We start from the raw sequence: 18,079 nt of genomic DNA on the forward strand, positions 1-18,079 counted from the left end.
GGATCGTTAAAATCCGCGTCGCGCGGGACGGCGAAGCGATCAGATTTCGGGCTCGCTGTGCCTTTTGCCGATCCGCCAATAGCGCCAGGGCATGAACCAGACATAGCGCTGGGCAAGCACCTCCGGCACGCGGTCGATGCCATGCGTCCCGAACGGCCCGCATCGCAGCACCCGGAACAGTCCCATCCAGCTGCCCGCCCACAGGCCATGGCGGGCAATCGCCTCATGCGCATATTCGGAGCAGGTCGGCAGATGCCGGCAGCTGTTGCCGACAAAGCCGGACAGCGTCAGCTGGTAGAGGCGCACGAGCGAGGTCCCCAGGATGCGCCCGGGCGTTTTGCGCCAAGGCCCCGGCCAGTTGCGCCCGCGCTGGATTGGCCGGCCGGCATGCGTATGTCCGGGATGGTCGCCCACCCGCATCTCCACGGTTGTTTTGCTACGCGATAGATGTGTCCTTCCGACCTCGAACGCAACGCCCTTTCCCCTCATGGCCTGCGGCGACGGACAGGATGCCGGTCGGCCACTGGCGCATGGAACTGCCGGTCCTTTCCTCGCACCAGCCGGGGTGCCGGCTCGTGTCGCGCCACTGAAACGTCGCGATCAGCATGACGTCGCTCAGAATGGCCAGGAACTGATTCATGGCAGTGCTCCTTTGAGCACCGATTAGACTGCCACTGGCCTTCCCTCTCAAACGAGTATAATTTCCGCTTCGGATAACCTGAGGTTATGCGAATGAAGCGTGGCCGGCTGCCGCTGACGGCTCTCAGGAGTTTCGAATCTGCCGGCCGGCATTTGAGCTTCAGCCGTGCGGCCGAGGAGCTTTACGTCTCGCAGGCCGCGATCAGCCGGCAGATACGAGAGCTCGAGACCTTTTTGGGCAGACCGCTGTTTCTGCGCCTCCATCGCCGCGTCGAGCTGACGGATGCGGGACATCTGCTGCTCGACCGATTGGTCAGAAGCTTCGACGACATCGATCGCGTGCTTTCGGAGCTCACAGCCTCGCCCGCGGAGGCGATTGTCCGCGTCAGCGTCGAACCGTCGCTTGCCGCCGTATGGCTGGTGCCGCGGCTCAATCGCTTCCGCCAATTGCGGCCCGATATCGATGTGTCGCTAGAGGTCGATCCGCGCCTGATCGAGTTCCGCAGCGATCAGCCCGAGCTCGCCTTGCGTTTTAGCGCCCACGCCACGTCATGGCCGCGTGCCGAGGCCGAGCGCCTGGCCTCGACTGTCGATTCACCGGTCCTGTCGCCGGCGCTGCTCGCCTCCGGCCCTCCGCTGGAAAAGCCGATCGACCTTCGCCATTACACGCTGCTGCATGAGGAAAACCGCCAGGGTTGGGCGCGCTGGTTCCAGGCCGCCGGCGTGCCCGCCGACGCAGTGCCCGCACGTGGCCCGATGCTGGCCGACATCTCGCTGTCGAAACAGGCCGCGCTGCTCGGACATGGCGTGGCGCTCGGCGACCTTTTGCAGGTCGGCCAGGAGCTCGCGTCGGGCACTTTGATCAAGCCGTTCGACATCGATGTCGCTTCCGGCGCCTACTGGCTGGTGGCCAGGAACTTGCGGACTCTGCCGGAACCCGCCAAGGCATTTGCCGACTGGATACGAAGCGAGTTCGCTGTGACCAGGGGAGCGGCCTGACCGCTGCGCTCAAGCCGCCTGTTCGGCGCGCTTCTTCTCGATCTGGCCGATCGCGTCGACCACCGCGTCGAAGGTCAGCATGGTCGAGGCATGGCGCGCCTTGTAGTCGCGCACCGGTTCCAGATATTTGAGGTCGGCGAAACGGCCTTCGGGCGGCGCGCCGTTCTCCTTCAGCATCTTCAGCATGGTTTCGCGCACGGCGCGCAATTCGTCGGCGCTGGCGCCGACCACATGCTGGGCCATGATCGAAGATGAGGCCTGGCCGAGCGCGCAGGCCTTCACGTCATGGGCGAAATCGGTCACCACGTCGCCGTCCATCTTGAGGTCGACGGTGACGGTCGACCCGCACAATTTGGAATGCGCCCTGGCCGTCGCGTCGGCATCGTCGAGCCGGCCGATCCGCCCTATATTCCCGGCGAAACCGAGAATTTTCGCATTGTAGACGTCGTCGATCATATTTTTCCAATCCGTCGGCGCCAAGCGAACAGGCTTTGCCGCTCTCGCGTCTTCCTTTCGCGCCGCTCGAACCATATATAATGGTCGCAGTCGGGCATCGACAAGGCGACGAAAAAGCCGTTGTCCCTGCTCATCTGTTCACGCCGCTTGCGGGATGGAAATGGGCGATTTTCACCCAAAAGGTCGTGGTCCGTTCAACTCGTTCCACCTTTGAGTGGGACTACGGGAGACGCCTTTATGGATGCCGTCATCAAGAAAATCATGCCCCCGTCCGAATATTTGGAAAAGCCCGTCACCGACCGGCCGAGCGAAGCCGAGGTCGAAGCCGCCGTGCGCACGCTTTTGCGCTGGACCGGCGACAATCCGGACCGCGAAGGCCTGATCGACACGCCCAAGCGCGTCACCAAAGCCTTCCGCGAAATGTTCAACGGCTATGACATGTGCCCGGCCGACGAGCTTGGCCGCACCTTCGAGGAAGTCGCCGGCTATGACGATCTCGTCATCGTCAGGAACATAAAATTCCATTCGCATTGCGAGCATCACATGGTGCCGATCATCGGCAAGGCGCATGTCGGCTATCTGCCTGACGGCAAGGTCGTCGGCCTGTCGAAGATCGCGCGCGTCGTCGACATCTTCGCGCACCGCCTGCAGACGCAGGAGGCCATGACCGCGCAGATCGCAGGCGTCATCCAGGACGTGCTCAACCCGCGCGGCGTCGCCGTTATGCTCGAGGCCGAGCATATGTGCATGGCCATGCGCGGTATCCGCAAGCAGGACTCGACCACGCTGACCTCGACCTTCACCGGCGTCTTCAAGGACACGCCCGAGGAGCAGGTCCGCTTCGTCACCATGGTGCGCGCCGGCGGCTGATCGCCGGCCGTCGCCGGCCTCTAGAAAGAAAGAGCGACCGGCGATGTCGGCACTGCAATTCCCCAAAGCCCCATCCGACAAGAAAGCCTTGGAGGAAGGCTCCGTCCTTTCTCCGCGCTTCGATGCGGCCGGCCTCGTCACGGTCGTCGTCACCGATGCCGGCGACGGCATGCTCTTGATGGTCGCACATATGAACGCCGAGGCGCTGGCGCTGACGCTTGAGACCGGCATTGCTCATTACTGGTCGCGCTCGCGCAAAGCGCTGTGGAAGAAGGGCGAGACCTCGGGGAATTTCCAGCAGGTCGTCGAGATGCGCACGGATTGTGACCAAGACGCGATATGGTTGCGCGTCAAAGTGTTGGGCCACGACGCAACCTGCCACACCGGACGGCGTTCTTGTTTTTATCGGACGGTGGGGCTCAGCGACGGCAAGGCGGTGCTTGTCGGCGATGGCAGCAAGCCGCTGTTCGATGCGGACCAGACGTATCGGAAGCCGGTGTGAACCATTCGATATTCACAAACCATTCAGATTCACTATTCTCAAATATCCTTTTGGTAGAAGGGATATGGGACAAGGGAGATCATGATGCTCGAATGGGCGTCATTGCGCAGCAGACCTGACGTTCGGGAGGCCAATGGCCCGGCATCGTCCGGCGGCGCGTCTGACCCGACCTCTCAGAAGAAAATCGGCATTTCGCTGGCGCTCGGCGGCGGTTGCGCCAGGGGCTGGGCCCATATCGGTGTGCTGCGCGCGCTCGACGAGGCCGGCATCGAAGTATCGATGATTGCCGGCACCTCGATCGGCGCGCTGGTCGGCGGCTGCTACCTTGCCGGCAAGCTGGACGAGCTGGAGGAGTTTGCCCGAAGCCTGACCAAGCGGCGCATCTTCGGCCTTCTTGATCTCAATCTGCGCGGCAGCGGCCTGTTCGGCGGCATGAAGCTCGACGCGCGGCTGCGCGAGCATCTGGCCGGCGTCCGCTTCGAGAACTTGTCGAAGCCCTTTGTCGCCGTCACTTCGGAAATTCGCACCGGCCATGAGATCTGGCTGTCGAATGGCTCGCTGATCACCGCCATGCGCGCCTCCTACGCGCTGCCCGGCGTTTTCGAGCCGGTGAACTGCAACGGCCGCATTCTGGTCGACGGCGCGCTGGTCAATCCGGTGCCTGTGTCGGTCTGCCGCGCCTATGAGCAGCCGCTCGTGGTCGCCGTCAACCTGCACTACGACCTGTTCGGCCGCGCCGCCGTGATAAAGCACAGCGCCGGCGAACTGGTCGTGGAGAATGACGCGCCGAGACTCGGCCAGCCCGAGCATCAGGCCCATCATACCCGCCTTGGCATCACCGGCGTCATGGTCGAGGCTTTCAACATCATCCAGGACCGGATTTCGCGCGCCAGGCTTGCCGGCGATCCGCCGGACATGTCGCTGCAGCCCAAACTCAGCCATATCGGCCTGACGGAATTCCATCGCGCCGACGAGGCGATCAGCCTCGGCTATCAGGCGACGAAGTCCCAGATCAACGAACTGACCCGGCTGCAGTCCGTCCTGGTCTGATCGCAATCCTTGAGTTGTGTTGAGATTCAGGCGAGTGCCGCATCGCTGATGCGGAACTGCACCATGCGGTTGCCGTTCCAGTAATTGCCCGATAACGAACCGGCGATATGCACGGTCCTGCCCCTGTTCTTAAACAGGAATTCGCCGAGCGCGGTGTCGACCGCACGGAACGCTATGGCTTGGATGTTGCCGCCGCTTTGCGACTGCAGATCCACGCGGATGTGGTTGGTGCCGATCGCGCGCGCGTCGGTCAGCCGATGGCGCGGCAGCACGAACACCGGCGCGATGTGCCCGGCCCCGAACGGCCCGGCTTTCTCCAGCGCGTCGAGCAGCGCGATCGTGGCGCCCTCGGCGGCCAAGGCGCCGTCGATCGCCAGGCTCTCCTCATTCTGCAGCCGGAACACGTCGGCCGCGGCGCGCTCCTCGAAGAAGGCGCGCAGTTCGCCGAGCTTGGCGCGCTCGACGGTGATGCCCGCAGCCATCGCGTGGCCGCCGCCTTTGACGATCAGCCCGGCCTCGGCAGCCTCGCGCACCAGCCGGCCGAGGTCGAAGCCGGTCACCGAACGGCCGGAACCTGTGCCGATGCCGGTCGAATTGAAGGCGATGGCGAAGGCCGGCCGGCGCGCATAGTCCTTGAGCCGCGAGGCGATCAGTCCGACGATGCCCGGATGCCAGCTGTTGCTGGCGGTGACGATGACTGCCGGGCCGTTGCCGCCCGCAAGTTCCGCATCGGCCTCGGCGCGCGCCTGCGCCAGCATCTCCTGTTCCATCTGCTGCCGTTCCTGGTTCAGCCGGTCCAGCGTCTCGGCAATGCCTGCCGCCTCGACGGGATCGTCGGTGGCCAGAAGCCGGCTGCCGAGCGCGGCATCGCCGATGCGGCCGCCGGCATTGATGCGAGGGCCGATCAGGAAGGACAGATGGAAGGTGTTGATCGGCTCGCCGATGCGCGAGACCCGCGCCAGTGCCGCCAGCCCCTCATTCTTCTGCTGGCGCAACACCTGCAGCCCCTTGACGACGAAGGCGCGGTTGACGCCGGTGAGCGGGACCACGTCGCAGACCGTCGCCAGCGCCACCAGATCGAGCATCGAAAGCAGGTCGACCGGTGCGGCATTCGGCAGCCTCTCGCGCAGCATTTTGGCCGTCTGTACCAGGCACAGGAAGACGACCCCGGCGGCGCACAGATGTCCCTGCCCCGACAGGTCGTCCTCGCGATTGGGATTGACCACGGCGTCCGCCGCCGGCAACGGACCGCCGACCTGGTGATGATCGAGCACCACGACATCGGCGCCGGCTTGCCTGGCCGCGTCGATCGACGTCGCGCTGTTGGTGCCGCAGTCGACGGTGACGATCAGCTTCGCGCCGCGCGAGATCAAGTCCCGCATCGCTTCCGGATTGGGCCCGTAGCCTTCGAAGATGCGGTCCGGGATGTAGATTTCCGACGACACCGAAAAATGCGTGAGAAAGCGTTTGATGAGCGCCGACGAGGCCGCGCCGTCGACATCGTAATCGCCGAAGATCGCCACTTTTTCGTGGGCGACGACCGCATCGGCCAGCCTCGCCGCCGCTTTCTCCATATCGGTCAGCGATGCTGGATTCGGCAGAAGCTCGCGAATGGTCGGATCGAGGAAGCGCGCGGTCTGCTCCACGCTGACGCCGCGCCCGGCAAGCACCCGCGCCACGATGTCGGGCACGCCATGGCCCTGCGCCATGGCCAAGGCGGCCATGTCCTGGCGCTCGGTCAGCCGGTGTTCCCAGGAAACACCGGTCGCCGACTGCCTGACATCGAGGAAGAACCGTTTCTCGCCCGTCATGCGACGCGCCGTCTGCACATCATCATTGCGCAGATATCAACATGCGACGGCCGGAGCAATTGCGGGAAAGCGGGCAAACCGGGAAAGGTGTGGAACGCTTCCTCGAATTGCGGCAAAACGCCCGGACGAAGCGAAATCAGAACTTATCCAGATCCTGGTGACGCGCCTTGATCTCGCGCACGGTGCGCGAGGACGAGCGCAGCACGATGGTGTGCGTGGTGATGAAGGTGCGGCCGAACTTCACCCCGTCGAGCAAATTGCCGTCGGTGACGCCGGTCGCCGCGAACAGCACGTCGCCCCGCGCCATGTCCTGGGCGCGATAGATCCGCTTCGGGTCGGAAATGCCCATTTGGTGCGCGCGCGTCACCTTCTCCGGCGTGTCGAGGATCAGCCGGCCCTGCATCTGTCCGCCGGTGCAGCGAAGTGCGGCCGCCGCCAGCACGCCCTCCGGCGCGCCGCCGGTGCCGAGATAGATGTCGATGCCGGTCTCGTCCGGATCGGTGGTGTGGATGACGCCCGCGACATCGCCGTCGCCGATCAGCCGGATCGCCGCACCCGTGGCGCGCACGGCGTCGATCAGCTTGGCGTGACGCGGCCGGTCGAGGATGCAGGCGGTGATATCGGAGACGCCCACGCCCTTGGCTTTGGCCAGATTGGCGAGGTTTTCGGCCGGCGAGGCGTCGATGTCGATCAGACCTTCGGGATAGCCGGGGCCGATGGCGATCTTGTCCATATAGACATCGGGCGCGAACAGCAGGCTGCCCTTTTCCGCAATTGCGATTACGGCAAGCGCGTTGGGCAGGTTCTTGGCGCAGATCGTCGTGCCCTCGAGCGGATCGAGCGCGATGTCGACGGCCGGACCCTTGCCGGTGCCGACCTCCTCGCCGATATAGAGCATCGGCGCCTCGTCGCGCTCGCCCTCGCCGATCACCACCGTGCCTTTGATGGCCAGCCGGTTGAGCTCCTGGCGCATGGCGTCGACCGCCACCTGATCGGCAGCCTTCTCATCGCCGCGCCCGCGCAGCCTTGCCGCCGCGACGGCGGCCCGTTCAGTGACGCGCACGACTTCCATCGTAAGGATCCGGTCGAGACCGGCGGTGATGTCCTGGGCTATGTTCATGGAGAGAAATTCCTCGTGAAACTCAACCTCCCGCCAGAGGTGGGCTTCTTCTGACAAAGCTCCATGACAACGGCAAGACTTGCCCCGTCAATTTTTGAAATGACAGCAAAATCAATCGATTGAAGACGAAACCGGACTTGGTTTATTCCGCCCGCTCGATGCGGATCACCTGCGGCTTGTCGGTCAGATGACCGTCCTTGGTGATGCCTTCGACGGCCTTGCGCACCGCCGCTTCCGTCGTCTCGTGGGTAACGAGGATGACCGTCTTCTGCGCCTGCGTTTCCGCGCCGGCCGCCTGCTGGACGATCGATTCCAGCGAGATGTCGTTGTCGGCCATGCGTTTGGCGATGGCCGCGAAGACGCCCGTGCGGTCATGCACGGTCAACCGGATGAAATAGCCGCCGGCATGGCTGCGCATCTGCGCTTTCTTGTAAGGCTTCAATTCCTTCGCCGGCCAGCCGAAGACCGGGCCATGCTGGAAGCCCGGTCGGCTCTTGGCGATGTCGGCGATGTCGCCGACGACCGCCGAGGCGGTGGCATTGCCGCCCGCGCCAGGACCCGAGAGCAAGAGCTCGCCCAGAATATCGGTCTCGATCGCCACCGCGTTTGTGACGCCATGCACCTGCGCGATGACCGACGCCGTCGGCACCATGGTCGGATGGACACGCTGCTCTATGCCGCTATCGGTGCGCTGCGCGACGCCGAGCAGCTTGATGCGGTAGCCGAGATCGCCCGCCGCGCGGATGTCGGCTTGGGTGATGTTGGCGATGCCTTCCATATAGATGTCGCCGGCGGCGATCTTCGTCCCAAACGCAAGGCTGGTCAGGATCGACAATTTGTGCGCCGTGTCATGGCCTTCGATGTCGAAGGTCGGATCGGCTTCGGCGTAGCCCAGCCGCTGCGCGTCCTTCAGGCAGACGTCGAAGGAGATGCCTTCGGCCTCCATGCGCGTCAGGATGTAGTTGCACGTGCCGTTGAGGATGCCGAAGACGCGGGTCACCGCGTTGCCCGCCATTGCCTCTCGCATCGTCTTGATGACCGGGATGCCGCCGGCCACCGCCGCCTCGTAGTTGAGCAGCACACCCTTCTTCTCAGCGATCTCGGCAAGCGCCACGCCATGCTTGGCAAGCAGCGCCTTGTTGGCGGTCACGACATGGCGCCCGGCCTCGAGCGCCGCTTTCACCGATAGCCGCGCCGGCCCCTCGTCACCGCCGATCAGCTCGACGAAGACGTCGATATCGGCCTTTTCGGCCAGCTTGACCGGATCATCGAACCATTTGGCGACGCCAAGATCGATACCTCGGTCGCGTTTCGGATCGCGGGCCGAAACGGCGGTCACGACGATGTCGCGACCGCACTGCCGGGTAAGCTCGGCCGCCTTGTCGCGCAGCACGCGCGCCACCGAGGCGCCCACCGTGCCAAGACCGGCAATTCCAACACGCAATGCTTCAGCCATGACCGGCGACGCCCCTCAACTTGCAAAAAATGTCAGGTGCAAAAAATGTCAGGCAACTCAACGATGAGCGGCCAAAGGCACCACATTGTTGGGCTGCTTGGCGGTGGTCGCGAGGAACTTCTTGATGTTGCGCGCGGCCTGGCGGATCCGGTGCTCGTTCTCGACCAGCGCCAAGCGCACATAGTCGTCGCCATGCTCGCCGAAGCCGACGCCCGGCGCCACCGCGACATCCGCATGCTCGATGAGCAGCTTGGAGAATTCCAGCGAGCCGAGATGGCGGAACGGCTCCGGGATTGGCGCCCAGGCGAACATCGAGGCCGCCGGCGCGGGAATGGTCCAGCCGGCGCGGCCGAAGGAATCGACCATCACGTCGCGCCGCTTGTGGTAGACCTCGCGCACCTCCTCGATGTCCGCGCCGTCGCCGTTCAGCGCATGCGCCGCCGCAACCTGGATCGGTGTGAACGCGCCATAGTCGAGGTAGGACTTCACCCGCGTCAGCGCCGAAATCAGCCGCTCGTTGCCAACCGCGAAGCCCATGCGCCACCCGGGCATGGAAAAGGTCTTCGACATCGAGGTGAACTCGACGCAGACATCCATCGCGCCCGGCACCTGCAGAACCGATGGCGGCGGATTGCCGTCGAAATAGATTTCCGAATAGGCGAGATCCGACAGGATGATGATGTCGTTCTTCTTCGCGAAGGCCACCACGTCCTTGTAGAAATCGAGCGAGGCGACAAGCGCCGTCGGGTTAGACGGATAATTGAGGATCAGCGCCAGCGGCTTGGGGATCGAATGGCGGATGCCGCGCTCGACCGCCGGGATGAAGCCGTCATCGGGCTCGACCTGCAGTGAACGGATCACCCCGCCCGACATAATGAAGCCGAAGGCATGGATCGGATAGGTCGGATTGGGGCACAGGATGACGTCGCCGGGCGCGGTGATCGCCTGCGCCATGTTGGCGAAGCCCTCCTTCGAGCCCAGCGTCGCCACCACTTGCGTATCGGGATTGAGCTTCACGCCGAAGCGGCGCTGATAATAATTGGCCTGGGCGCGGCGCAGGCCCGGAATGCCGCGCGAAGCGGAGTAGCGATGCGTGCGCGGATCGCGCACGACTTCGCACAATTTGTCGACGATGGCTTTCGGCGTCGGCAGGTCCGGATTGCCCATGCCAAGGTCGATGATGTCGGCGCCGCGCGAACGGGCGCTGGCCTTCAGCCGGTTGACCTGCTCGAACACGTAAGGCGGAAGCCGGCGGACCTTGTGAAATTCTTCCATTTCAGTTCCAGACCATCAGAGTTTCGGCGCGCGATATAGACCTAATTGCAGCTAGGGTCGAGGGCGGGGTCGCATTTGCCCTCGATCTGCTTCAGCGTGTCGGCGCCATGCGTCTTGGCCAAAGTGTTGAGCGCGGCCGAATTCGCCGGCGCCTTGACGCTGCTGCCCTTGGCAATCTGCATCTGCTCCTCGGCCTTGAGCTGGGCGAGGTTCGCCGCGGTCTCTTCCTTGGTGAGCTGCTTGGCGGCCACCTGCGGCGGGATGTTGAGGTTCGGATAGGAACCGGTGTCCCTCGGACCTTCGGTCAGCGCCGTCGGCGCATTGTTCGTGCTGGTGCTCATGCAGCCGGCAGCGGGCAGCAGTATGCCGACCAGCCCCGCCATCAGCGCCATGCGGCAAATCGAACCCGGCTTGAGAAAAAAAGTCCCGCCAACATTAATCGTCATATTGTTTTCCTGGCAGCCGGGTTAGAGCGAATTGGACCCGGTCAGATGTCCCATGGTAATATGTCAAGAAAACGCTCCGGGAGGAACCCCGCGAACCATGTCCAAACCTGACGATTCGGACAAAGCGGAAAATGGCGGACCTTCGGCCATCGAGCAATATCTGGTGAAGGATCCCGAGCGCTTCGCCCTGAACATGGCGCGCATGGTCGAGCAGGCTGGCAAGGCGGCTTCCGCCTGGGCCGAACCGCGCGAGAAAGGCGAAGTGCGCGACCATGTCGCCGAACCCGTCGTCGACATGGTCAAGACCTTCTCCAAGCTTTCGGAATACTGGCTGGGCGACCCGCAACGCGCGCTCGAAGCGCAGACGCGGCTGTTTGCCGGCTACATGACCGTTTGGGCGAACGCCATCCAGAAGGTCAATCCCAACGCCGAAGCGCCACAGGACGCGGTTCAGCCCGAGCGCGGCGACAAGCGCTTCCAGGACCCCGAATGGGGCCGCAACGCCTTCTTCGACTTCCTCAAGCAGGCCTATCTGGTCACGTCGCGCTGGGCGAACGAGCTTGTCGAGCATGCCGAGGGCCTGGATGAGCACACCCGCCACAAGGCGAGCTTCTACGTCAAGCAGGTGTCGAACGCGATCGCCCCGTCGAACTTCATCCTGACCAATCCCGAGCTGTTCCGCGAGACCATGGCCTCGAATGGCGAGAACCTGGTGCGCGGCATGAAGATGCTGGCCGAGGACATCGCCGCGGGCCGAGGCGACCTGAAGCTGCGCCAGGCCGATTACACGCCCTTCGAGATCGGCAAGAACATCGCCACCACGCCCGGCAAGGTCATCGGCCGCAGCGATGTAGCCGAGATCATCCAGTACGATCCGGTGACGGAGACAGTGCTGAAACGGCCGCTGCTGATCTGCCCGCCATGGATCAACAAATTCTATATTCTCGACCTCAACCCGCAAAAGTCCTTCATCCGCTGGGCGATCGAGCAGGGCCACACCGTCTTCGTCATCTCCTGGATCAATCCCGACGAGCGTCACGGCGCCAAGGGCTGGGAGGCCTATATCCGCGAAGGCCTGCAATTCGGCCTCGACATGGTGGAAAAGGCGACCGGCGAAAAGGAAGTCAACGCCATCGGTTACTGCGTCGGCGGCACGCTCCTGGCTGCCGCGCTGGCGCTGTTGGCGCAGGAAGGCGATCACCGCATCAGATCGGCCACCTTCTTCGCCACCCAGGTGGACTTCACCTATGCCGGCGACCTCAAGGTGTTCGTCGATGAGGACCAGGTCGCCGCGGTCGAGCGCTCGATGAACGAAAAGGGCTATCTCGACGGCACCAAGATGGCCACCGCCTTCAACATGCTGCGCTCGGGCGACCTGATCTGGCCCTATGTCGTCAACAACTACATGCGCGGCAAGGAGCCCCTGCCCTTCGACCTGCTCTACTGGAATTCCGATTCCACGCGCATGGCGGCGGCCAATCACTCGTTCTACCTGCGCAATTGCTATCTCGAAAACAATCTCTCGCGCGGCACAATGGAGCTTGCCGGGCGCACGGTCTCTCTGGCCGACATCACCATCCCCGTCTACAACCTGGCCACGAAGGAAGACCACATCGCGCCGGCGCTTTCGGTGTTCCTGGGGTCGCAGTTTTTCGGCGGCGACGTTGAGTATGTAATGGCGGGATCCGGTCACATCGCGGGCGTCGTCAACCCGCCTGCCGCCAGGAAATATCAGTACTGGACCGGCGGCAAGCCGGTGGGCGATTTCAGCGCGTGGCTTGCCGCGGCGCACGAGCATCCTGGTTCATGGTGGACGCACTGGCAGCACTGGATCGAGGCCCAGGACGACATCCGCGTACCCGCCCGCAAACCCGGCAAGCGTATGAAAACCTTGGGAGATGCGCCGGGCACCTATGTCAAGGTGCGTGTGTAACGGGCTGTAATGTGTGGTGAGTTGACGGGCCGCCAAAACAGGGCGAAATGATGGCGTCAATCGTTCGGCGGCCTCAAATCACCTTCCGACGCAGAATAATTCCGAGGCTTGCAGATTCGACACACGTCCCGTTTCCGGTTGGGAACAGGAGGGTTATCGCGGCGCGATACTGGAGTGGCGCGGCGATGACGAACCGACCGGATCTCGAGGGGGAATTTGTTTTGAAATCAGCAGGTTGGCGTCTTGCACGAGGGGGAAGCTGCAGCATTGCGGCAGCGCTTTTCTCCGTGCTCCTGGCCTCCTGCACATCGACCGGCGACCCAACGATGTCGGTCGTTTCGCCCGCCTACAATTCAACTGCCGGCGAAATGAGCGCGACATCCAGCGCCAAGACTGCGACTTCGGCCGATTCGTCCTTGCAGGCATCGGCGCCGGCCGAAGCGACGTCGACCGTGATGAGCGAGGGCGATGCGCCTTTGCCCGAGAAGGTCGCCTATGTGCCGGAGACGCGGCCGGACGGCACGTTCCCCATCGCCATTCCTGCCGGCGCCCAGGCCATTGCCGGGAGCGCGCCGCAACCGCTGGTTCAGCAGGCGCAAACGGCGGAACAGACGCTAGCCGTCGCCAAGCAGGTCGCCGCCGGCGATGCCGCCACCGTCGCGTCGAAGGCGCAGGCGACCACGCAGGCCATGAGCAACGGCGTCTATGTGACCGCGGCCGAGCCGGCGCAGCCGCAGATCGCCGCGCCGAAGAAGAGCCTGTTCGCCTCGCTGTTCAGCACCACGCCGGCTTCGGCCGCCCCCGCCCCCCTGATCAACAATGCGCGCTCCGGCGACCAGCCCGCCGCGCAGGCCAAGACCACGCCGCCGCCGGCCAAGCCGATCGTGACGCTGGCCTCGGCGACCCCGGCCGAAAAGCCGGTGCAACTGGCCTCGCTCGACAACCCGAGCAATCACATCACGGGCGCCGACGCTCTTCCCGGCGTGCGCCAGACGGCGCTGTTCGAGATCAAGCGCAAATCCGGCATCGACGACGAGAGCGACGTCGACCTCAACGAGGACGAAGGCGGCGGCGGTTCCTACCAGGTGGCGTCGGCCGCCGGCTTGGCCAGGCTCGCGCCCAATGGCCTTTTGAAACAGAACGAAAGCGTCGACGTCGCCTGCCTCAAGCCGTCGCTGGTACGGGTGCTGAAGACGATCGAGGGCCATTTCGGCCGCAAGATGATCGTCACCTCCGGCTATCGCGATCCCTCGCGCAACCGCCGCGCCAACGGCGCCAAGAACTCGCTGCACATGTATTGCGCCGCCGCCGACATCCAGTTGCCCGGCGTGTCGAAATGGGAACTGGCGAGCTACGTCCGCTCGATGCCCGGTCGCGGCGGCGTCGGCACCTACTGCCACACCGAATCCGTCCATATCGACGTCGGCCCCGAGCGCGACTGGAACTGGCGCTGCCGCAGGCGCAGCGGCGGCGGCGAGGACGGCTGATACGTTTGGCCTGGTCTGGAGCGGCATGGCCGGTTTTACCCGGTTGCGAGCCGATCGCCGCCAACGCCGACATTCGTCTCAACACGTCACCACAGACGTCAGTTTCAACACGCCACCACAGACGTCGGCGATTAGCCGAAGCCCTTCGAACTTCGTCATCCACGGGCGGAGCGGGAGCGAAGCGGACGCGCAGACCGAGGATCCATCCTTGACCTTGACCGCGGAGTGCAGCGGCGCAAGTTCTGCACCGGTGCGGCACGTCAGCCTCGCGGAGTCTATGGTCTGCGCGCGTCGCTTCGCTCCTTGCTCCGCCATAGAATGACGATCGCGAGGATGTTCCGGCTAATCTCCAGGGATGCGCGGCCAAGCGAAACCGCCACCCGAGGGGCGTTGTGCCGCCGTTGAAAAAAGTTGTCGCATATGGCGGCAGATGGGTTGCCGGTTGGCAACAACGCAATTATAAGCCGCTTCGTCTGAGCGCGCCCATCGTCTAGCGGTTAGGACACCGCCCTTTCACGGCGGTAACAGGGGTTCGATTCCCCTTGGGCGTACCAGACTTTTCAAGAACTTAGCGACGCTTATGCCGACTCTGTCCAATCTTTGGCCAATATCGGGCTCGAATCCGGCTTGGTCCGGTGTCGCGTTGACGGTTGGTTAACGTTACGTTACCTTCTCATTAGCTGCTGCTAAAGAAGGGGTAACGCTATGAAAACGGCAATCGTTTGTGCGGCTCTCGTTCTCGCGGCGTCAAGTGCCGCTGTGGCCCACGATAAGAAGCCAACGCTCACTGCCCAAAAGACATGTGCAGGGCTGTCGATCAAGGCGACTGCAGCGGCCAAACTTGACTGTACTGCGACCGGAACCGCCAATTCACCACAGACCGAGGTGGGCAGTTCCAAGCCCCGCCTTGGCTACGAGACGAGCCGTCCCGAAGTGTTCTCTTTCGGACTTTAGTTACTGGCGTGCCCGCCACCGTGAGGCGTCGGGCCGCTCAAAGATCGGTGGTGCAGATTGTGGTTTAGTTGATTGCCGAATGCGTCTCGCCGGTCAGGCGCCGCGCCTCCTGACGGCCGAACGTCTCTGCCGCCATGGTTTTCATCGTCTCCGCAGTCACAATGAATTTCGCCACGCAAACGCGTTCCTGGCTCCCATCACAGGCGCGCTGGTTAACGAAGTAAGACACCCGGAACAGATTGGCTGCCATCGAGACCCTCGCTGCCACCACCACCGCCGCCCGTCAGTAACGCTCTCCGCACTTATGAGCTTAGTTCAAGCCAGCCCCGTCATGTGGACGAGCCGAAAAACCCCATGGCCGATCGCGAGCATGAATTCACCATGGTTGGCGGCCAAATCCCAGCCGAAGAACGCAGCCCAACAAAAGAGCACCAAAGTAAAGCGCATTAGCGAATTCTAATGTGCGATAGTTGACCAAACCTTTACGCAATGACCGCATTCCGGCGCCTGGAAATCGGTGGAAAAGGTATAGAAACCTATATCAATGCATAGATGCTAATTTAGCCTCGCTTTAGCCGACTCTACCCACCCCTACCGAGTCGGCTAAGGCCCGGCGGTTCACCCAACGCAAACCCCAACGCGGAACTGTCGGGCCGCTCTATGGCTAAGGCGTCCCCCTTACGCTGTGCTGGAATTCCGCGCGTTGCTGTATAATGACCCGGTCGCGGAAGGCGCGCTGCGTGTGTTGGATGTGGGCGGAGTCACCTTCAGCAAGCCAGTACGCCCGGCCACCTAAGCAGCCGCGTCAATTGCGACACATGTCGGGTTCTCACTAGACTAGGCATCACAGCTCAAGCCTTCGCTGTTTTGCATCTCGACAAGAACTTTGCGATCCGCGGCTCGATGGGCACTCGATAAAAGGCCCTCATATTTGATATCGGCCGCCGGAATCTGTTAGAGTTCGGCTCGACATAAAAAGCGAAATCCGACATGTGATCGTGATTAAATATCGTGCAGTAAACTACCTGCCCGACTACAGCAAAACCTCTTTTTCAGCAAATCCGCCGCTCACGAACTCACGCAATAGCTGATCATTCTTTGCGTTCAGCGTGACTGTAAGTTCGTCGCCAGCACCAATGGCCGTCGAGAGCTTCCAGGGTTGTGGCAGCGTTGACAATCAGGTTGCGCAGCGCGCGGCGGCGCAGGCCGAGCGCGCCGGAGCGCCGTTATCTCGGTCTCGATGTCGCGGATCAGCCGGTCCAGTTCCACCGCGTCCTGGTTCACCTCCTCGCGCACTAGGCGGATAGCGCTGTCGGCGATGCGGTCGAGCTCGTGAAGATCGCTCAGCCATTTTTCGCACTCCCTCAAGAAACTCGTCTCTGAGCCGCCAAGGACGCGCAGTTAGCTATCGCGCAGTTAGTTATCTAGCCGCGCCCAGAGGCGGGCCTGTGAAGGTCAGACCGAAACGCGCCCCGATTGCCGCGACCTGATCCATGTCATCCGGGATTCGGCACTTGTGTTTCGCCATCTCCGCGAAGAAGCCTTCGAAGCCGCCGGGAGTCATGATGGTGAGCATTCTGGCGGGTCGATCGCCGATCACCCGAAATGCATGCTCGATTCCGCGCGCAACGTGCACGACACAGCCCGGGCCGACTATGCGCGTTTGACCGTTCATCCAGAACTCTACTTCGCCGGACTGGATCTGGAAGGTCTCGTCCTCGTTATTGTGGATATGGCGCGGAGGACCGTAACCGGGCTGATCGAGGCTTTCGAACATTCCGAGCCGCGAGGCCGTTTGCTCCGCCGTGAGGCAAATCCGGTAGGACGTGCCAAGCCACTGGACGCTGTAGGGTACCGACGCAGCCACCGAAACCTCCCGCGATCCGACGCCATTTTCGATGCTGCGAAGTTGCCAGAACCGATTTCATAATTGAAATCGATAGCTACTATAAAATATATTCGGCGAATGAATTTATCGAGCTTCGACCTCAATCTCCTGCGGGTGCTCGACGCGCTGCTGCGCGAGCAATCGACCGTAAAGGCCGGAGAACGCATCGGCCTGTCGCAACCGGCGATATCGGCCAGCTTGGGACGACTTCGGAATTTTCTCGGCGATCCGCTGTTCGTGCGCCAGGGACAGCACATCGTGCCGACACAATACGCCCGGAACCTCGAGCTTCCGCTTCGCCGCATCCTCGATGAACTGTCGGCGCTGCTTGCCGGGCCTGGCAGCTTCAATCCGGCCGAAGCCGAGCAAAGCTTCAAGATCGCAGGTTCGGATTTCTTTGCCGAGATGCTGATGCCTGCCCTGGCCAATGCAATCTCTGGGCTTGCTCCCAAAATACTGATCCAACTGGTGGATCTTGTGCCCGACGACTATGTCGGCACGCTCGAAAAGCACGGTATCGACCTTGCCCTCGTTCCCAAGGTCGATTTCCCCAGTTGGATCGACTATCTTCCTGCCTTCCGGTCGACATTCGTGACGATCGCCCGCGCTGGGCACCCAAGACTCGAGCGGGCGAAGGTGAGCCCCGGAGACGTCATTCCGATCGACCTTTTCTGCGACCTCGGCCACGTCGTCTTCTCGCCCGAGGGCAAGCTCAAGGCCATGGGCGACGCGGCGCTGGCCCGGATGGGGCGCGAACGGCGGGTGGCCATGACGATGCCGGTGTTCGGCGGCGTCTGTAGCGCAGTGGCGGGAAGCGATCTGGTCGCTCTCGTTCCGGAACAGCTCGCGCGCAAGGTAGCATCTCGCTTGGGACTGGCGATCTACAGTCCGCCCATGCCGATCGATCCTGCCCTCATCTGCATCGTCTGGCACAAACGCAACACAACCGATCCTACGCACCGATGGCTGCGGGAAATCGTGTTGAAGCTGCTCTCGCAACTGAGCGCCGGCGAAGCCGGCAGCAGCGCCCATAAACCACGCCCGGTCTGAATGGCGGGCCAGCGTCGTGCCTTGTCGGTAACAAGACAGGACGCAAGCGGAAACGCGCTGTTAACGCCGTTCGCGGACGACAGGAGCCGTCCTCGACTCGAAAGTGTAAAATTCCCTCCGCTCTCGGCCGTGGAGGCGGGAAT

General features: G+C 63.0%; 17 protein-coding genes and 1 tRNA gene. 8 read left to right on the top strand and 10 right to left on the bottom strand.

The window, feature by feature from the left end; translation table 11 throughout:
• Positions 1 to 39: 39 nt before the first annotated feature.
• Positions 40 to 420 carry a membrane protein insertion efficiency factor YidD gene (gene yidD / locus LB515_RS03190; protein WP_224706769.1) on the bottom strand — a complete coding sequence of 127 codons (381 nt, stop codon included), beginning with the start codon at positions 418 to 420 and terminating at the stop codon, positions 40 to 42.
• A gap of 16 nt (positions 421 to 436) precedes the next feature.
• A complete protein-coding gene (locus LB515_RS03195) occupies positions 437 to 640 on the bottom strand; it encodes a hypothetical protein (RefSeq protein WP_224706722.1) in 204 nt (67 codons plus the stop codon).
• A gap of 92 nt (positions 641 to 732) precedes the next feature.
• Between LB515_RS03195 and LB515_RS03200 the strand changes: the two genes are divergently transcribed.
• Complete coding sequence (locus tag LB515_RS03200) at positions 733 to 1,638, top strand: LysR substrate-binding domain-containing protein (protein WP_224706723.1); 906 nt, start codon at positions 733 to 735, stop codon at positions 1,636 to 1,638.
• 9 nt (positions 1,639 to 1,647) lie between these two features.
• On the opposite strand, the gene LB515_RS03205 is transcribed toward LB515_RS03200, so the two are convergent.
• Positions 1,648 to 2,094: an iron-sulfur cluster assembly scaffold protein gene (locus LB515_RS03205; protein WP_140627330.1), complete on the bottom strand. Its 447-nt coding sequence runs from the start codon at positions 2,092 to 2,094 to the stop codon at positions 1,648 to 1,650.
• A 237-nt stretch (positions 2,095 to 2,331) separates the two neighbouring features.
• Here LB515_RS03205 and folE point away from each other — a divergent pair, with 237 nt between their 5' ends.
• The 3 genes from folE (at position 2,332) to LB515_RS03220 (ending at position 4,516) form a co-directional block, all read left to right on the top strand.
• Positions 2,332 to 2,964, top strand: a complete 633-nt coding sequence (gene folE, locus LB515_RS03210; RefSeq protein ID WP_095765060.1) for a GTP cyclohydrolase I FolE — start codon at positions 2,332 to 2,334, stop codon at positions 2,962 to 2,964.
• Between the two features lie 43 nt (positions 2,965 to 3,007).
• Positions 3,008 to 3,466: a phosphoribosyl-AMP cyclohydrolase gene (gene hisI, locus LB515_RS03215; RefSeq protein WP_224706724.1), complete on the top strand. Its 459-nt coding sequence runs from the start codon at positions 3,008 to 3,010 to the stop codon at positions 3,464 to 3,466.
• An 84-nt stretch (positions 3,467 to 3,550) separates the two neighbouring features.
• Positions 3,551 to 4,516, top strand: a complete 966-nt coding sequence (locus LB515_RS03220; RefSeq protein ID WP_140840548.1) for a patatin family protein — start codon at positions 3,551 to 3,553, stop codon at positions 4,514 to 4,516.
• Between the two features lie 26 nt (positions 4,517 to 4,542).
• On the opposite strand, the gene recJ is transcribed toward LB515_RS03220, so the two are convergent.
• From recJ to LB515_RS03245, 5 genes are all read right to left on the bottom strand, one after another.
• Positions 4,543 to 6,327: a single-stranded-DNA-specific exonuclease RecJ gene (gene recJ, locus LB515_RS03225; protein WP_224706725.1), complete on the bottom strand. Its 1,785-nt coding sequence runs from the start codon at positions 6,325 to 6,327 to the stop codon at positions 4,543 to 4,545.
• Between the two features lie 136 nt (positions 6,328 to 6,463).
• Entirely contained in the window at positions 6,464 to 7,447 is a 984-nt protein-coding gene (gene glpX / locus LB515_RS03230; RefSeq protein WP_224706726.1) for a class II fructose-bisphosphatase, read from the bottom strand.
• A gap of 142 nt (positions 7,448 to 7,589) precedes the next feature.
• Positions 7,590 to 8,903 (bottom strand): homoserine dehydrogenase, encoded by a 1,314-nt coding sequence (locus LB515_RS03235; RefSeq protein ID WP_095765056.1) that lies wholly within the window; start codon positions 8,901 to 8,903, stop codon positions 7,590 to 7,592.
• A gap of 57 nt (positions 8,904 to 8,960) precedes the next feature.
• Positions 8,961 to 10,178, bottom strand: coding sequence for an LL-diaminopimelate aminotransferase (locus LB515_RS03240; protein ID WP_095765055.1), 1,218 nt, complete (start codon positions 10,176 to 10,178; stop codon positions 8,961 to 8,963).
• 41 nt (positions 10,179 to 10,219) lie between these two features.
• Positions 10,220 to 10,624: a hypothetical protein gene (locus LB515_RS03245; RefSeq protein WP_224706727.1), complete on the bottom strand. Its 405-nt coding sequence runs from the start codon at positions 10,622 to 10,624 to the stop codon at positions 10,220 to 10,222.
• A 97-nt stretch (positions 10,625 to 10,721) separates the two neighbouring features.
• On the opposite strand from LB515_RS03245, the gene phaC reads away from it, so the two are divergent.
• The 3 genes from phaC (at position 10,722) to LB515_RS03260 (ending at position 14,598) form a co-directional block, all read left to right on the top strand.
• A complete protein-coding gene (gene phaC / locus LB515_RS03250; protein WP_224706728.1) occupies positions 10,722 to 12,557 on the top strand; it encodes a class I poly(R)-hydroxyalkanoic acid synthase in 1,836 nt (611 codons plus the stop codon).
• Positions 12,558 to 12,883: 326 nt separating this feature from the next.
• Entirely contained in the window at positions 12,884 to 14,044 is a 1,161-nt protein-coding gene (locus LB515_RS03255; protein ID WP_224706729.1) for a D-Ala-D-Ala carboxypeptidase family metallohydrolase, read from the top strand.
• Between the two features lie 479 nt (positions 14,045 to 14,523).
• A tRNA-Glu gene (locus LB515_RS03260) sits at positions 14,524 to 14,598 on the top strand.
• A gap of 464 nt (positions 14,599 to 15,062) precedes the next feature.
• On the opposite strand, the gene LB515_RS03265 is transcribed toward LB515_RS03260, so the two are convergent.
• Positions 15,063 to 15,248 (bottom strand): hypothetical protein, encoded by a 186-nt coding sequence (locus LB515_RS03265; RefSeq protein WP_141245283.1) that lies wholly within the window; start codon positions 15,246 to 15,248, stop codon positions 15,063 to 15,065.
• Between the two features lie 1,170 nt (positions 15,249 to 16,418).
• Entirely contained in the window at positions 16,419 to 16,865 is a 447-nt protein-coding gene (locus LB515_RS03275) for a cupin domain-containing protein (RefSeq protein WP_224706730.1), read from the bottom strand.
• A gap of 99 nt (positions 16,866 to 16,964) precedes the next feature.
• Here LB515_RS03275 and LB515_RS03280 point away from each other — a divergent pair, with 99 nt between their 5' ends.
• Positions 16,965 to 17,936: a LysR family transcriptional regulator gene (locus LB515_RS03280; RefSeq protein WP_140840422.1), complete on the top strand. Its 972-nt coding sequence runs from the start codon at positions 16,965 to 16,967 to the stop codon at positions 17,934 to 17,936.
• Positions 17,937 to 18,079 lie beyond the last annotated feature (143 nt).

The organism is Mesorhizobium sp. CA15, assembly GCF_020165215.1.
In the GTDB taxonomy this organism is placed as follows: domain Bacteria; phylum Pseudomonadota; class Alphaproteobacteria; order Rhizobiales; family Rhizobiaceae; genus Mesorhizobium.

Coding starts and splice junctions, on each gene's coding strand:
- yidD (WP_224706769.1), bottom strand. CDS start 420: ATGCGGGTGGGCGACCATCCCGGACATACGCATGCCGGCCGGCCAATC.
- LB515_RS03195 (WP_224706722.1), bottom strand. CDS start 640: ATGAATCAGTTCCTGGCCATTCTGAGCGACGTCATGCTGATCGCGACG.
- LB515_RS03200 (WP_224706723.1), top strand. CDS start 733: ATGAAGCGTGGCCGGCTGCCGCTGACGGCTCTCAGGAGTTTCGAATCT.
- LB515_RS03205 (WP_140627330.1), bottom strand. CDS start 2,094: ATGATCGACGACGTCTACAATGCGAAAATTCTCGGTTTCGCCGGGAAT.
- folE (WP_095765060.1), top strand. CDS start 2,332: ATGGATGCCGTCATCAAGAAAATCATGCCCCCGTCCGAATATTTGGAA.
- hisI (WP_224706724.1), top strand. CDS start 3,008: ATGTCGGCACTGCAATTCCCCAAAGCCCCATCCGACAAGAAAGCCTTG.
- LB515_RS03220 (WP_140840548.1), top strand. CDS start 3,551: ATGCTCGAATGGGCGTCATTGCGCAGCAGACCTGACGTTCGGGAGGCC.
- recJ (WP_224706725.1), bottom strand. CDS start 6,327: ATGACGGGCGAGAAACGGTTCTTCCTCGATGTCAGGCAGTCGGCGACC.
- glpX (WP_224706726.1), bottom strand. CDS start 7,447: ATGAACATAGCCCAGGACATCACCGCCGGTCTCGACCGGATCCTTACG.
- LB515_RS03235 (WP_095765056.1), bottom strand. CDS start 8,903: ATGGCTGAAGCATTGCGTGTTGGAATTGCCGGTCTTGGCACGGTGGGC.
- LB515_RS03240 (WP_095765055.1), bottom strand. CDS start 10,178: ATGGAAGAATTTCACAAGGTCCGCCGGCTTCCGCCTTACGTGTTCGAG.
- LB515_RS03245 (WP_224706727.1), bottom strand. CDS start 10,624: ATGACGATTAATGTTGGCGGGACTTTTTTTCTCAAGCCGGGTTCGATT.
- phaC (WP_224706728.1), top strand. CDS start 10,722: ATGTCCAAACCTGACGATTCGGACAAAGCGGAAAATGGCGGACCTTCG.
- LB515_RS03255 (WP_224706729.1), top strand. CDS start 12,884: ATGTCGGTCGTTTCGCCCGCCTACAATTCAACTGCCGGCGAAATGAGC.
- LB515_RS03265 (WP_141245283.1), bottom strand. CDS start 15,248: ATGGCAGCCAATCTGTTCCGGGTGTCTTACTTCGTTAACCAGCGCGCC.
- LB515_RS03280 (WP_140840422.1), top strand. CDS start 16,965: ATGAATTTATCGAGCTTCGACCTCAATCTCCTGCGGGTGCTCGACGCG.